The organism is Sphingomonas sanguinis, assembly GCF_001476905.1.
Taxonomy (GTDB): Bacteria; Pseudomonadota; Alphaproteobacteria; order Sphingomonadales; family Sphingomonadaceae; genus Sphingomonas; species Sphingomonas sanguinis_B.
In genome coordinates, this window is the sequence record NZ_LDTE01000076.1 from 1 (window position 1) to 14,248 (window position 14,248).

The 14,248-nt window shown below is 66.8% G+C and carries 11 protein-coding genes; 9 read left to right on the forward strand and 2 right to left on the reverse strand.

The annotated features are described in order from the left end of the window. Nucleotides 1-117: 117 nt before the first annotated feature. Nucleotides 118-882, reverse strand: coding sequence for a uracil-DNA glycosylase (locus SB4_RS12265; RefSeq protein WP_058752793.1), 765 nt, complete (start codon nucleotides 880-882; stop codon nucleotides 118-120). A 142-nt stretch (nucleotides 883-1,024) separates the two neighbouring features. Between SB4_RS12265 and SB4_RS12270 the strand changes: the two genes are divergently transcribed. The 6 genes from SB4_RS12270 (at nucleotide 1,025) to SB4_RS12295 (ending at nucleotide 8,263) form a co-directional block, all read left to right on the forward strand. Next, complete coding sequence (locus SB4_RS12270; protein ID WP_058752794.1) at nucleotides 1,025-2,680, forward strand: electron transfer flavoprotein-ubiquinone oxidoreductase; 1,656 nt, start codon at nucleotides 1,025-1,027, stop codon at nucleotides 2,678-2,680. A gap of 19 nt (nucleotides 2,681-2,699) precedes the next feature. Next, nucleotides 2,700-4,262: a tetratricopeptide repeat protein gene (locus SB4_RS12275; protein WP_241488608.1), complete on the forward strand. Its 1,563-nt coding sequence runs from the start codon at nucleotides 2,700-2,702 to the stop codon at nucleotides 4,260-4,262. 42 nt (nucleotides 4,263-4,304) lie between these two features. Continuing rightward, on the forward strand, nucleotides 4,305-5,141 hold the full coding sequence (locus SB4_RS12280) for a 4-(cytidine 5'-diphospho)-2-C-methyl-D-erythritol kinase (RefSeq protein ID WP_058752795.1): 837 nt from the start codon (nucleotides 4,305-4,307) through the stop codon (nucleotides 5,139-5,141). Nucleotides 5,142-5,234: 93 nt separating this feature from the next. Next, nucleotides 5,235-6,308 (forward strand): recombinase RecA, encoded by a 1,074-nt coding sequence (recA, locus tag SB4_RS12285; protein ID WP_058716777.1) that lies wholly within the window; start codon nucleotides 5,235-5,237, stop codon nucleotides 6,306-6,308. 74 nt (nucleotides 6,309-6,382) lie between these two features. Beyond that, nucleotides 6,383-7,219, forward strand: coding sequence for a class I SAM-dependent methyltransferase (locus tag SB4_RS12290; protein WP_058752796.1), 837 nt, complete (start codon nucleotides 6,383-6,385; stop codon nucleotides 7,217-7,219). A 417-nt stretch (nucleotides 7,220-7,636) separates the two neighbouring features. Then, entirely contained in the window at nucleotides 7,637-8,263 is a 627-nt protein-coding gene (locus tag SB4_RS12295) for a glutathione S-transferase family protein (RefSeq protein WP_058752797.1), read from the forward strand. Between the two features lie 27 nt (nucleotides 8,264-8,290). Here SB4_RS12295 and SB4_RS12300 read toward each other — a convergent pair whose 3' ends face one another. After that, nucleotides 8,291-9,622, reverse strand: coding sequence for a dicarboxylate/amino acid:cation symporter (locus tag SB4_RS12300; RefSeq protein WP_058752798.1), 1,332 nt, complete (start codon nucleotides 9,620-9,622; stop codon nucleotides 8,291-8,293). Nucleotides 9,623-9,698: 76 nt separating this feature from the next. Between SB4_RS12300 and SB4_RS12305 the strand changes: the two genes are divergently transcribed. The 3 genes from SB4_RS12305 to alaS form a co-directional block, all read left to right on the forward strand. Then, a complete protein-coding gene (locus SB4_RS12305; protein ID WP_058752799.1) occupies nucleotides 9,699-10,964 on the forward strand; it encodes a M24 family metallopeptidase in 1,266 nt (421 codons plus the stop codon). Between the two features lie 2 nt (nucleotides 10,965-10,966). Then, nucleotides 10,967-11,614 carry a phytanoyl-CoA dioxygenase family protein gene (locus tag SB4_RS12310; RefSeq protein WP_338112950.1) on the forward strand — a complete coding sequence of 216 codons (648 nt, stop codon included), beginning with the start codon at nucleotides 10,967-10,969 and terminating at the stop codon, nucleotides 11,612-11,614. A gap of 80 nt (nucleotides 11,615-11,694) precedes the next feature. After that, the coding region (gene alaS / locus SB4_RS12315; RefSeq protein ID WP_058752801.1) for an alanine--tRNA ligase at nucleotides 11,695-14,248 on the forward strand (2,554 nt) is incomplete at its 3' end.

Here is a 14,248-nt window from a genome sequence, read left to right on the forward strand (position 1 = left end):
TGATCGCGGCCGGGCTGCGGGCGTCGGTGGTGGCGGCGGGTTCGGCGGCGATGGCGGCGCTTGCCCCGGCCAGCAAAGCCCCGATGGTCGCTCCTCGCGCGATCGCCCGGCTCAGCTTCATGCGTCCAATTCCCCCATGACCCTTTGCAAATCTTTCCAGCTTTCCGCCTTTGCCATCGGCTTTTCGATCAGAAAGCGCGGATGGAAACTGGCGACAGCACGAGACTTGCCGCTTTTATGGTCAACAGCGTGTGAATGTCCGCGCGCAGTGGTGAGTTCGGTCCCGAGCACGGCACGGCTCGCCGCATTGCCGAGCAGCAGCAGCGCGCGCGGGGCGACCAGCCCGACATGATGCCGCGTGATCTCGGCCAGTCGGGTCTCCAGATCGGCGGGCGTGCGCCCCGCCAGCGGCCGGCGGGTACAGACCGAGGCGATATGCACCGTCTCGCGCGACTGCCCGATCGCGGCCAGCATCCGGTCGAACAACCGACCCGGCGGGCCCGACAGGATACGCCCTGCATCGCCGTCATCGCGGTCGGGGCAATCGACCAGCACCATCAGCGCCGCATCGGCCGGGCCTGTCGCGGTCAGCGAAACGCCGTCCCAATTCGTTTCCGGCGCGGCATCGGATAGCCGCCATGCCAGGAACGCCTCCAGCGTGTCGGGCAATTGCGCGGCGGATGCCAGGGCGACCGCCGGTGCGGCGGGCACGGAGCTCGCGGCGGGCGCGAAAACGGTGACACGGGCCGGTTCGGTGGCCGCCCAGTCGCGCGCCTCGTCCTCGACCAGCAGGTCGACGCCCGCGTCATGCCACCAGTCTAGTATGCTGGCGGCCAGTGCACCGTCCAGCGGCGCGGTATCGAACGTTGGAATAGCCCCCATATGGCATCGGTCCATGCTGCAAGGTTGACGTTCGCGTCAATCTGTCGGATCGACAGTCGGGACAAGATGTTTTCCGTCCGCGCCCGGACGAACCCGCTTCAAGGGGGCGTGCGACAGCGGCGCGGTCAAATGCGAGGATGCCATGAGCGAACGCGAATCGATGCCCTATGACGTGGTGATCGTCGGCGCAGGTCCGGCGGGCCTGTCGGCGGCGATCCGGTTGAAGCAGCTTGCGGCTGAACAAGGTGGCGAGCTGGCCGTCTGCGTCCTCGAAAAGGGATCGGAGGTTGGCGCGCATATCCTGTCGGGCGCGGTGATCGATCCGATCGCACTTGACGAACTGCTGCCCGACTGGCGCGAGGATGGCTGTCCGCTGGCTGAAGTGCCGGTGACCGAGAACCTCCACTGGATCTTGAGCGCGACCAAGCAGCGCAACCTGCCGCACGCGCTGACCCCGCCGTTCATGCACAACAAGGGCACCTATACCGGCAGCCTCGGCAATCTGTGCCGCTGGCTGGCGGGCAAGGCCGAGGAGCTGGGCGTCGAGATCTTCCCCGGTTTCGCCGCCGCCGAAATCCTGTTCCACGAGGATGGCCGGGTAAAGGGCGTCGCGACCGGCGACATGGGCGTGGCGCGCGACGGTACGCACAAGCCCGATTACCAGCCGGGGTTGGAGCTCCACGCCAAATACACCTTCTTCGCCGAGGGCGTGCGCGGGCACCTGTCCAAGGAGATCATCCGCCAGTTCGACCTCGCGCGCGACAGCGACCCGCAAATCTATGGCCTGGGCATCAAGGAGCTGTGGGATATCGACCCCGCCAAGCACGTGCCGGGCCGCGTCATCCACACCCAGGGCTGGCCGCTGGGGCATGACGCCAATGGCGGTGGCTTTATCTATCACCAGGCGGGGGGGCAGGTCGCACTCGGCTTCGTGACGTGGCTCAACTATTCCAATCCCTATATCTCCCCATTCCAGGAGATGCAGAAGTGGAAGACCCACCCGGCCATCGCCGAGCTGCTGAAGGGCGGCAAGCGCGTCTCCTACGGCGCGCGCGCGATCAATGACGGCGGGCTTCAGGCGATCCCGAAGCTGACCTTCCCCGGTGGCGTCCTGGTCGGCTGTTCGGCGGGCTTCCTGAACGTGCCGCGCATCAAGGGGACGCATGGTGCGATGAAGTCGGCGATGCTGGCGGCCGAGGCGGCGTTCGCGGCGGTGCAGGCGGGGCGCGAAGGCGACGAACTGACCGACTATCCCGAGGCCTTCCGCGCGTCGTGGCTCTACAAGGAGCTGTCGACCGTCCGCAACGTCGTGCCGCTGGTCAAAAAATATGGCGACACGCTGGGCTCGGGTCTGGCGGGCGTAACCATGTGGGCCGAGCATTGGGGCCTGAAGATGCCCTTCACGATGAAGCACAAGCCCGATCACGAGACGCTGTGGCGCAAGGATCAGGTGAAGAAGCCGGATTACCCCAAGCCCGACGGTGTGCTGACCTTCGATCGCCTGTCCTCGGTGTTCCTGTCGAACACCAATCACGAGGAGGATCAGCCGGTCCACCTGACGCTGAAGGACGCGGGCGTTCCGATCGCGCACAACCTGCCCTTGTTCGACGAGCCCGCGCAACGCTACTGTCCCGCCGGTGTTTACGAGGTGGTGGGTGTGGAAGAGAGCGATCCGAAGTTCGTGATCAACGCCCAGAACTGCGTCCACTGCAAGACGTGCGACATCAAGGACCCGACCCAGAACATCAACTGGGTCGTGCCGGAAGGCGGCGGAGGACCCAATTATCCCAATATGTAAGCGTTCGTTTTTTCGCCTGTTGACCGGCACCGTGCTGGTGGTGGCGTCCTGGCCCACCGTATCCTGGGCAGCGGTCGGTCCCGGCCGTTCGCCCTTGTCCTCCTATCTCGCCGCGCGGGTCGCCGCGTCGGAGGGGCGGTCGGCCGAAGCGAGCGGGGATTATGCGATCGCGCTGAGCGGCTGGCCCGACGATCCGGCGGTTGCGGTGCGGGCTTACCGCGAGGCGATGATCAGCGGCGACCAGGTGCTGGCGCTTCGGGCAGCAAGGGTGATGGAGGCGGAGAAGGTCGCCCCCATCGACGTCGCGCTGCTCGACTTGGCCATCGCCGCGCGCAAGGGCGACCGGGCGGGCTATGATGCCGCGCTCGCTCGCATCGATACGGGGGCGTTGCGCATCGTCGCCCCCGTGCTGCGCGCCTGGGCGGCGTGGGATCGCAAGCAGCCGGTCGAACCGGCGCTGGACAGCGCTGGCAAGGAGCCGGTCGCGCGGCGACTGGCCGATGAGCACCGCATCCTGCTGGCGCTGGCCGCCAAGCGCATGGACGACCAAAGCGCGCGCGTGCTGCTGGAGACCATGGGCGCACCGGCCGACACCCGTATCGCCGCTGCCCAAATGATGGCGGGGCGCGGGGATGAAGCCAATGCGAAGGGGCTGCTGAGCGACCCGCTGGTCTCGGCCGACCGTCGCGCGCTCGGCGCGAAGCCCGATCTCGGTTTCGGGGTCTCGCGGTTGCTTGCCCGTGTGGCGGCCGAGCTGGTGGGCGAGGGGCCGCGCCCGCTGGTCATCGCGCTCGCGCGCACCGCGCTGATCGCCGATCCCGAGAATGACCGTGCCCGGCTGTTGATGGCCGAGGCACTGTCCAAGGACGAAGCCTGGGACGCCGCCATCGCCGCGCTGGAGGACGTCGCCTCGCGCGGCGCCTTTGCGCACCGCGCCGCCATCGTGCGCATCGGCTTGCTGGGCGCGGCAGGCCGTGATGGCGAGGCGCTGATGCTCGCCAGGGGGCTGGCGACCGCCAAGCAGGCCATGGTCGACGACTGGCAGGTTTATGGCGACCAGCTGATCGCCGCCAAGCAGCCGGCAGAGGCCGCGATCTGGTACGAACGGGTCACCCGCGCCGATCCACCCATCCCCTGGGCGGCATGGCTGCAATATGGCGGTGCGCTCGACCAGGCGGGCCGCGTCAATGAGGCGGATGCCGCGCTCGCCAAGGCGGTGCAGCTGGGCCCCGAAGAGCCGTTGGCGCTCAACTATCTGGGTTATGCCCGGATCGAGCGGGGCAAGGACGTGCCCGCCTCGCTGGCGCTGCTCGAAAAGGCGAGCAAGCTGGACCCCGACAATGCCTCGATCACCGATTCGCTCGGCTGGGGTTATTATCGGGCGGGACAGACCAAGCGGGCTCTCCCGCTGGTCGAACGCGCCGCCATGGCCGAGCCTGCCAATAGCGAGATCAACGACCATCTCGGCGACATCTACTGGGCGCTGGGGCGTCGTTACGAGGCGCGCTATGCCTGGCGCGCGGCGGCGCTGACCGCAGAGGCGGATGCGCAGGCCAAAATCGCGGCGAAGCTGGCGGGCTGATCGCTCTTGCCGCGCCGTCCCATGCACCGCATGGGACGGCATATGACTGCTATCGTCGAGACCGCTCCCGCCAAGATCAACCTGGCGCTCCATGTCCGCCGCCGTCGCCCCGATGGCTATCACGAGCTGGAGACGCTGTTCGCCTTTTGCCGGGACGGCGATGTGGTGACGGTGGAGCGGGCGGCGGCGACCACATTGGCGCTGACCGGTCCGTTCGCCCCGGCGTTGGCCGGTGAGTCGCAGGACGACAATCTCGTCATGCGGGCGGTGCGGGCGTTCCAGGCGCGGTTTGGGGTGGCGGACCACTATGCCATCACGCTCGACAAGCATTTGCCGGTCGCATCGGGGATTGGCGGCGGGTCAGCCGATGCGGCGGCCACGCTGCGGGCGCTGGCACGGCTTCATGGCATCGCGCCTGATCATGTCGATCTCTTTGGGATTGCCGGAGAATTGGGCGCGGATGTGCCCGCCTGCCTGTTCGGTCGGACTGCGCGCGGCGAGGGCAAGGGGGATGCGCTGGAGCCGCTGGAGCCGCTGGGCGAGCGGCCCGTACTGTTGGTCAATCCCGGTGTCGGCGTGTCGACGGCGGCGGTGTTCGGGCGCTGGGACGGCGTGGATCGCGGGCCGCTGGGGCAGGGCGAGGTGATGGCGGTCGCGGCGGCGGGGCGCAACGATCTGGAGCCACCCGCGCGCGCCATCGTGCCGGAGATCGACGCGGTGCTGGCGCTGCTGGAGGCATCGCCCGGTGTTTTGTTCAGCCGCATGTCGGGGTCGGGGGCGACCTGCTTTGCCATTTTCCAGGATGCAGCGGCGCGCGATGCGGCGGCGGACGCGGCGCGTAGCCGGGGCTGGTGGGCGCTGGCGACTTTTTTGCGATAGGCTTTGTTCGCATCTTGTTCTCATGGAACAAAGCGCATACATTGCAGATGCGTTGAATGGACCACCATGTTGGTCTAGCGAGGGAAGCATCTGATGGCCGCCAATCTGAAAGTGATCGAAACAGGCATGGCAACCGCAAACGCAGACCGGCAAAAGGCGCTCGACGCCGCGCTCGCTCAGATCGACCGGGCATTCGGCAAGGGCTCCGCGATGAAGCTGGGGCAAAAGGAAACGATGCAGGTCGAGGCGATCTCGACCGGCTCGCTGGGCCTCGACATCGCACTCGGCGTCGGCGGCTTGCCGCGTGGCCGGGTGATCGAGGTGTACGGCCCCGAATCATCGGGCAAGACGACGCTGGCGCTGCACGTCATCGCCGAGGCGCAGAAGATGGGCGGCACCGCCGCCTTCGTCGACGCCGAACATGCGCTCGACCCGGTCTATGCCAAGAAGCTGGGCGTCAACATCGACGAACTGATCGTGTCGCAGCCGGATACCGGCGAGCAGGCGCTGGAAATTACCGACACGCTCGTCCGCTCGAACGCGATCGACGTGCTGGTGGTCGACTCGGTCGCCGCGCTCGTGCCGCGTGCGGAAATCGAGGGCGAGATGGGCGACAGCCATGTCGGTCTCCAGGCCCGCCTGATGTCGCAGTCGCTCCGCAAGCTGACCGGCTCCATCAGCCGTTCGCGCTGCATGGTGATCTTCATCAACCAGCTGCGCATGAAGATCGGCGTGATGTACGGCAACCCGGAGACGACGACGGGCGGCAACGCGCTGAAATTCTATGCCTCGGTCCGGCTCGACATCCGTCGCACCGGCCAGATCAAGGATCGCGAGGACATCACCGGCAACACCACGCGGGTGAAGGTGGTGAAAAACAAGGTCGCGCCGCCGTTCAAGCAGGTCGAATTCGACATCATGTATGGCGAAGGCATTTCGAAGATCGGTGAGATCCTCGACCTGGGCGTCAAGGCGGGCCTCGTCGAGAAGTCGGGCAGCTGGTTCTCCTACGACTCGGTGCGGATCGGGCAGGGGCGTGAGAACGCCAAGAACTATCTGCGCGACAATCCCGACATGGCCGACCGGTTGGAGCGGGCGATCCGCCAGCGGACCGAGAAGGTCGCCGAGGAGATGATGACCGGCCCGGATGCCGAGGACGATATCTAAGGCCAAGGCGGCCCGCCGGAGACGGCGGGCCGTTTTGTTTCCGATGTGAATAAGGACAAGGGCGGGGCCGCGGCATGACCGGCATGATGGATTGGCAGGGCCGGGTCGGCGATGTCTGGGCGGCGGAATGGCGGCGTACCGATCGCAGCCTGGCGGACCTGTCGCGCCATCTGGATGTGGCCATCGCCACGGTGGCCCCCGAACAGGGCCATGCGCTCGACATCGGCAGTGGGGCGGGGGCGACCAGCCTGGCGCTCCGGGCCGCGCGTCCGGGATTGCGAGTGACCGGTGCCGATCTGTCCCTGGGCCTGGTGGAGCGGGCCCGGACCCGCGCGGAGGACAGGGGAGGCGATGCCCCCCACTTCATCTGCGACGACGCGCTGGTGGTGGCGGAGCGCGAAGGACCCTTCGACCTGTTCGTGTCGCGCCACGGCGTGATGTTCTTTCCCGATCCCGTCGCGGCCTTCACCCGGCTGAGATCCACTGCGCGCGACGGCGCGGCCATGGTCTTTTCCTGTTTCGATGACCGCACGCGAAACGCTTTCGCGACCGTCGCGGACGAGGCGCTGGGAACACCTCCGACGCCTGTCATGGAAAACCAGCCGGGGCCCTTCGCCTTTGCCGACAGGGATGAAGTGGAGGATTTGCTCACGCGGTCGGGTTGGCACACCGAGAGCGCGACGCAGGCGTCTTTCAATTATGTGACCGGCGAGGGCGACAATCCGGTGGAGGATGCGCTGTCCTTCCTATCACGGATCGGTCCCGCCGCGCGGGGCTTGGCTGAGGCGGGTGCGGATGAACGGGCGCGCATCGAGGACCGGCTGCGGGCGGCACTGTCTCGCTACCGCGTGGGAGACCAAGTTAAGCTGCCCGCATCGGCATGGATCTGGCATTTGCGCGCCGGGGCTTGAAGGAGTGCGTCGGAATCCTTGACGTCCTCGCCTGCCCCAAGCCGGATTTTGAGCTCTTTTACTGCCCGAGCGAGACTTTGAGGATCATCCGCCCTTTCCTCCAATGACGCTTGATCCGGAGCCATGGGAGCAGTGGTGGGGCCGCAGAACGGGGCTGAGGTCCCGCGCCGCTGGTAGACGCATCGCTCATCTAGAAGTCGTGATGGACGCATCCCCACCCCGCTGCCTGTCCTACGGGGGGCGTTGGAATAGCGATCCCGTGTCGCACGACCATTTTATGGCCTAGTGCCTCCCGTTCACGCGCCTCTCATATTCGCGCCGCCTTGGGCGTAAGGAGCGAGCGACCGTCCTGCGACCAGCCTTTGCGCCCGCTCGGGGCTCTGACGCGTTATCGCGCGCGTATCATGGGGAATTGGCATGACGATCATCGTCCATCATCTGGAAAACAGCCGGTCGCAGCGCATCCTGTGGATGCTGGAGGAACTCGACCTGCCCTATGAGGTGAAACGCTATGAGCGCGATCCCAAGACGATGCTCGCACCTCGCGCGTTGCGGGCGGTGCACCCGCTCGGCAAGTCGCCGGTGATCGAGGATGACGGCCTGGTCATCGCCGAGACGGGCGCGATCGTCGAGTATCTGGTGGGCAAGGGTGACGGCCGGCTGGGCCCGCCCGCGCATCGCGAGGCCATGCAGCGCTGGCGCTTCTGGCTACACTATGCGGAAGGGTCGCTGATGCCACCACTGTTCGTGCTGCTGGTGCTCAGCCGCATTCCCGTCATGGGCAAGGTGGCGATGAAGCGCTTCCAGCCGATGGTCGACCGCCACCTGGATTATGTCGAGAACGAGCTGACCCAGTTTCCCTGGTTCGCGGGCGATCAGATGACGGCTGCGGACATCATGATGAGCTTCCCGCTCGAAGCGGCCCGGTCGCGGGCGGGGCTGGACGAGCGCCGCCCCGCGACCATCGCCTGGCTGGAGCGCATCCATGCCCGCCCCGCCTATCAGGTCGCGCTCGCCAAGGGCGGGCCTTATGCCTATGCCTGAAAGGGCACGCTGACGCGCCGCCCGCGATCAGTGCCCGCCGATCTGGCGGAAACTGTCGGGGGCGGGCTCGGTCGGCGTACCTGAGGGCGCGTAGAGCGAGGGAACGTCGACCGGTTCGGGCGGGTCGAGCGGGCCTTCCCACTTGGCGATGACTGCGCTGGCGACGGCGTTGCCGATCACATTGGTCGCCGAGCGCCCCATGTCGAGGAAATGGTCGACCGCCAGGATCAGCAGCAAGCCCGCCTCGGGAATGTTGAACATCGGCATGGTCGCGGCGATCACCACCAGCGAGGCGCGCGGCACCCCCGCAATTCCCTTCGACGTGACCATCAGGACGAGCAGCATCGTGATCTGCTGCCCGATCGACAGGTCGATGCCATAGGCTTGCGCGATGAACAGCGACGCGAAGGTCATGTACATCATCGAGCCGTCGAGGTTGAACGAGTAACCCAGCGGCAGCACGAAGCTGGCGATGCGCGGGGGGACGCCGAACCGGTCCAGCCCCTCCAGAATGCGGGGATAAGCGGCCTCCGACGACGCGGTCGAGAAGGCGAGGATGAGCGGCGCGCGGATGTGCGCGATCAGGTCGCGCACGCGCGGGCCGATGAACAGCGCGGCGATGCCGAGCAACACGCACCACAGCAGGAGAAGGCCCAGATAGAAGCTGCCCATGAAGATGGCGAGCTTGCCGATTACTGACGGCCCCTGCTCGGTCAGCGTGCCCGCGACGGCGGCGAACACCGCGATCGGCGCGACGCGCATCACGTAATCCGTGACCTGCAACATCACCGCGACCAGCGCGTCGACCGCGCGGACCAAGGGCGCGGCCCGCTCGCCCACCGCCGTGATCGCGACGCCCAGGAACAGCGATCCGATGACGATCTGCAGCACCTCGTTGGTCGCCATCGCCTCGATCAGCGAGGCGGGGACGAGGTGGGTGACGAATTTCTGCAGGTCGAACCCGGCCTTCACCACCCCGCTATCGGCGGTGACGGCGGGCAGCGGCAGATTCAGTCCGACGCCCGGATGGAGCAGATTGACCAGCAACATGCCCAGGCTGAGGGAGACGAGGCTGGCCGAGATGAACCAGGCGAGCGAGCGCACCCCGATCCGCCCCAGCGCCTTGGTATCGCCCATTTGCGCGATGCCCGACACCAAAGTCGCGAAGACCAGTGGCGCGATGATCATCTTGATCAGGCGCAGGAACAGCCCGGTGACGATCGCGAAATAGCCCGCAATCGCCTTCAGTTGCGCGGTCGCCGCCGCGCTGCCGTCGTCCAGCGACAGGTTGATCGAAAGCCCGACGATCAGCCCCAAAACCAGGCCGATGAAGATGTACAAGGTCAGCCGCTTGGCCATGCCTACCCCAATATAAGTTCCGCGCGCGAGCCAAGGGCATTGCGGCGCTCAGGTCAAGAATTCTATCGTGCGCGTCATGCAGACCCTGTTGTCCCGCCGCACGCTGATCGCCGCCGCCGCCGCCGCCGCCCTGCCGTTCCTCGTCCGGCCGGGCCTGTTGCGCGCGGCCGAGCCGGACCTGTCGGCGCTGTCCGACATCACGGGCGGCGCGGTGCCGATCGGCCCGGAGGAACGGGCCCGGCGCCTGGCGCGGGCGCAAGGCCTGATGAAGGCGAACGGGATCGGTGCGATCCTGATCGAGCCGGGATCAAGCATGATCTATTTCACCGGCGTTCGCTGGGGCCGGAGCGAGCGGCTGACCGCCGCGATCCTGCCGGTCGAGGGCGAGCCGTGCATCGTCACGCCCTTTTTCGAGGAACACTCGGTCCGCGAGACGCTGGCCGTGCCCGCCGAGGTGCGGGTGTGGCAGGAGGATCAGAACCCGCTTGCTGTGGTCGCGGGCTTCCTGCGCGACCGCAAGCTGAGCGGGCGACCGATCGGGATCGAGGAAACGGCGCGCTTCTTCGCCTTTGACGGGCTGCAAAAGGCGATGCCTGGCGTCCGGCTGGTGTCGGCTAACCCGGTCGTGCGCGGATGCCGGATGATCAAGACGCCGGCCGAGATCGCGTTGATGCAACTGGCGACCGACGTGACCATGGCTGCCTATCGCTGGCTGCACCCCCGCGTCGAGGCGGGCATGACCGGCGCGGACATCGGCGCGCTGATGAGCGCTGCGACCCGCAAGCTGGGCGGCAGCCCGGAATTCAGCATGGCGCTGGTCGGCGAGGCATCGGCCTATCCGCATGGCAGCAAACAGGTGCACCGCGTCGCGGGCGGGCAGGTGGTCCTGATGGACTGCGGCTGCACGGTGCAGGGTTATCAGTCCGATGTCTCGCGCAGCTGGGTACACGGCACGGCCAGCGTGGAGCAGCGTAAGGTCTGGGATATGGTGGCGAAGGGGCAGCAGGTCGCTTTGGCGGCGGCGAAGCCGGGCGCTCCGGCGGGCAGTATCGACGATGCGGTGCGGCGCTACTACACCGCCCAAGGTTTCGGTCCCGACTATCGCCTGCCGGGCCTGTCGCACCGGACCGGGCACGGGATCGGCATGGACGGGCACGAGCCGGTCAATCTGGTGCGCGGCGAGGCGATGCCGCTGGCGTCGGGCATGTGCTTCTCCAACGAGCCGGGGCTATATCTGCCGGGCAGGTTCGGGATTCGGTTGGAGGATTGCTTCCATATGACCGAGGACGGGCCGGTGTGGTTCTCCAAACCGCCGCAGTCTATCGAAGCCCCGATCGGTTGAGCGTGACGCTGGAAGAACAGGGCTATGCCCTTTGGTCGTCGCGGCTGGACGATGGTGAGCGTATCGAGCTTGCCGCGCTGTTCGACGGCTGGCCGGCCGGGCGTCCTGGGCAGCGGATCGATGCCGGGCGGGTGATGCAGCTGGCCGGGGTCCGACGGCTGATCGCCGATCAGGCTCCGGCGATGCGCCCGGTTCGGGCGGTGCTGTTCGATAAGAGTGACGATGCGAATTGGGCGCTGGCCTGGCATCAGGACCGGATCATCGAGGTGGTTGAACGGCGCGATGTCGAGGGTTTCGGGCCATGGACGGTCAAGCAAGGACGGATGCATGTCGCGCCGCCCGTGGCGTTGCTGGAACGCATGATGACCGTCCCCTTCCATCTCGATCCGGTCGATGCCGATAATGCGCCTCTGCTGGTCGCGCAGGGCTCGCATCGGCTGGGCCTGATATCCGAAGATGCGATTGAGGACGTGGTGGCCCGGCATGGTCGGGTGGTATGCCAGGCGGAGGCGGGTTCGGTCTGGCTCTATCGCACGCTTATCCTTCATGGCTCTGCCCGATCCAGCCCTGGGCGACGTCGGCGCGTGCTGCAGATCGATCTGTCGGCGGACGATTTGCCCGGCGGATTGTCATGGGCCGTCGACGGTTGAGGCATATGGGCTAGATGCGATGAACGGCCCCCCGCTTGCGGGCGCTTGAGCAGGAACAAATCCTCGCCTAAGTCGCGTTCATGACCTCGACCAACGACATCCGCCGCGGCTTTCTCGACTATTTCGGAAGCGAAGGGCACCAGATCGTGCCCTCCGCGCCGCTCGTGCCGCAGAACGACCCGACGCTGATGTTCGTGAATGCGGGCATGGTGCCGTTCAAGAACGTGTTCACCGGCCTGGAATCGCGGCCCTATTCGACCGCCACCAGCTCGCAGAAGTGCGTGCGCGCCGGCGGCAAGCATAACGATCTCGACAATGTCGGCTATACTGCGCGGCATCATACCTTCTTTGAAATGCTGGGCAATTTCTCGTTCGGCGACTATTTCAAGGAACAGGCGATCACCCATGCCTGGACCCTGCTGACCAAGGTCTGGGGCATCCCGGCCGAAAAGCTGACCGCCACCGTCTATCACACCGATGACGAGGCGTTCGACTTGTGGAAGAAGATCGCCGGGCTGCCCGATCACAAGATCATCCGCATTCCGACCAAGGACAATTTCTGGGCGATGGGCGAGAACGGGCCGTGCGGTCCGTGCTCCGAAATCTTCTACGATCACGGCGACCATATCTATGGCGGCCCTCCCGGCAGCCCGGAGGAGGATGGCGATCGATTCGTCGAGATCTGGAACCTGGTCTTCATGCAGTTCGAGCAGGAAGCCAATGAGATCGTCGGCGAACTGCCCAAGAAGTCGATCGACACCGGCATGGGGCTGGAGCGTATCGCCGCCGTCCTGCAGGGCGTCCACGACAATTACGACACTGACACCTTCAAGGCGCTGATCGCGGCATCCTGCGAACTGACCCAAACCAAGGCCGAAGACGGCCAAAAGGCGTCGCACCGCGTCATCGCCGACCATCTGCGCTCGGCCGGGTTCCTGGTGGCGGACGGCGTGCTGCCTGCGAACGAAGGCCGTGGCTATGTGCTTCGCCGCATCATGCGCCGCGCGATGCGGCATGCGCATCTGCTGGGTGCCAAGGAGCCGTTGATGCACCGGCTGGTCCCGGCGCTGGTCGCCGAGATGGGGGCGGCCTATCCCGAACTGGTTCGCGCGCAACCTTTGATCGAAGCCACGTTGAAGCAGGAAGAGACCCGCTTCCGCCAGACGCTCGACAAGGGGTTGAAGCTGCTCGACGAAGCGACGGCGGGCATGGCGCCGGGCGCGACGCTGGCGGGCGAGACGGCGTTCAAACTCTACGACACCTATGGCTTCCCATATGACCTGACCGAGGATGCGCTGCGCGCGCAGAACCTGTCGGTCGACCGCGCGGGCTTCGACGCCGCCATGGCCGAGCAGAAGCGCGCCGCACGCGCCGCCTGGAAGGGCTCGGGTGCGAAGGCGTCGGATGATGTGTGGTTCGACATCGCCGAGGAAACCGGTTCGACCGAGTTTCTGGGCTATGCCTCCGATACGGGCGAGGGCGAGGTGCTGGCGCTGGTCAAGGACGGCGCGCGGGTGGACAGCGCCACTGCGGGGGAGAGCGTGGCGATCATCGTCAACCAGACGCCCTTCTATGGCGAGAGCGGCGGCCAGGTCGGCGACAGCGGCACCATTTCCAGCGATACGGGTCTGAAGGCGGTCGTCACCGACACCTCCAAGCAGCTCGGTCGCGTGTTCGTGCACAATGCCGAAATCCAGGAAGGCGGCATCAAGGTCGGCGACAGCGTGAAGCTGGCGATCGACACCACCCGCCGCGCCGCGATCCGCGCCAACCACTCGGCGACGCACCTGCTGCACGAGGCGCTCCGCCAGCGGCTGGGCACCCATGTCGCGCAGAAGGGCTCGCTGGTCGCCCCCGAACGCCTGCGCTTCGACTTCTCGCAGCCGGTGGGCATGACCGCCGACGACATCGCCGAGGTCGAGACACGCGTGAACGAGCAGGTACGCGGCAACGGTCCGGTCGTCACCCGTCTGATGACGCCCGACGAAGCGATCGAAATGGGTGCGATGGCGCTCTTCGGCGAGAAGTATGGCGACGAGGTTCGCGTCGTGTCGATGGGCGAGGATGCCGACGGCACCTACTCCCTCGAACTCTGCGGCGGCACGCATGTGAACGCGCTGGGCGAGATCGGCGTGTTCAAGATCGTGTCGGAAGGCGCGGTGTCGAGCGGTGTTCGCCGTGTCGAGGCGCTGACCGGCGAGGGCGCGCGTTCGTATCTGTCGCACCGCGACGACATGCTGAAGGCGGCCGCCGCGACGCTGAAGACCACGCCCGACGAGGTGCCCGCGCGCATCGCCGCGCTGGTCGAGGATCGCCGCCGTCTGGAGCGTGAACTCGCCGAGGCCAAGAAGGCGCTGGCCATGGGCGGCGGGGCCGGTGGCGCGGCCGCTGGGCCGGAGCAGATCGGCGACGTGGCGTTCATCGGCCAAGTGCTCGACGGTTTCGAGGCCAAGGGGCTGCGCGGCGCGGTGGACGATGCCAAGCAGCGTCTGGGCGGATCGGGCGTCGCGGTGATGGTCGCGGTGAATGACGGCCGCGCCTCGGTCGCGGTCGGCGTCACCGACGATCTGACCGCCAAGCACAATGCGGTCGACCTGCTGCGCAAGGCGGTGGCGGCACTGGGCGGGCAGGGCG

Excerpts from the sequence above, each read along its gene's own strand:
- SB4_RS12265 (WP_058752793.1), bottom strand. The coding sequence starts at position 882 with ATGGGGGCTATTCCAACGTTCGATACCGCGCCGCTGGACGGTGCACTG.
- SB4_RS12270 (WP_058752794.1), top strand. The coding sequence starts at position 1,025 with ATGAGCGAACGCGAATCGATGCCCTATGACGTGGTGATCGTCGGCGCA.
- SB4_RS12280 (WP_058752795.1), top strand. The coding sequence starts at position 4,305 with ATGACTGCTATCGTCGAGACCGCTCCCGCCAAGATCAACCTGGCGCTC.
- recA (WP_058716777.1), top strand. The coding sequence starts at position 5,235 with ATGGCCGCCAATCTGAAAGTGATCGAAACAGGCATGGCAACCGCAAAC.
- SB4_RS12290 (WP_058752796.1), top strand. The coding sequence starts at position 6,383 with ATGACCGGCATGATGGATTGGCAGGGCCGGGTCGGCGATGTCTGGGCG.
- SB4_RS12295 (WP_058752797.1), top strand. The coding sequence starts at position 7,637 with ATGACGATCATCGTCCATCATCTGGAAAACAGCCGGTCGCAGCGCATC.
- SB4_RS12300 (WP_058752798.1), bottom strand. The coding sequence starts at position 9,622 with ATGGCCAAGCGGCTGACCTTGTACATCTTCATCGGCCTGGTTTTGGGG.
- SB4_RS12305 (WP_058752799.1), top strand. The coding sequence starts at position 9,699 with ATGCAGACCCTGTTGTCCCGCCGCACGCTGATCGCCGCCGCCGCCGCC.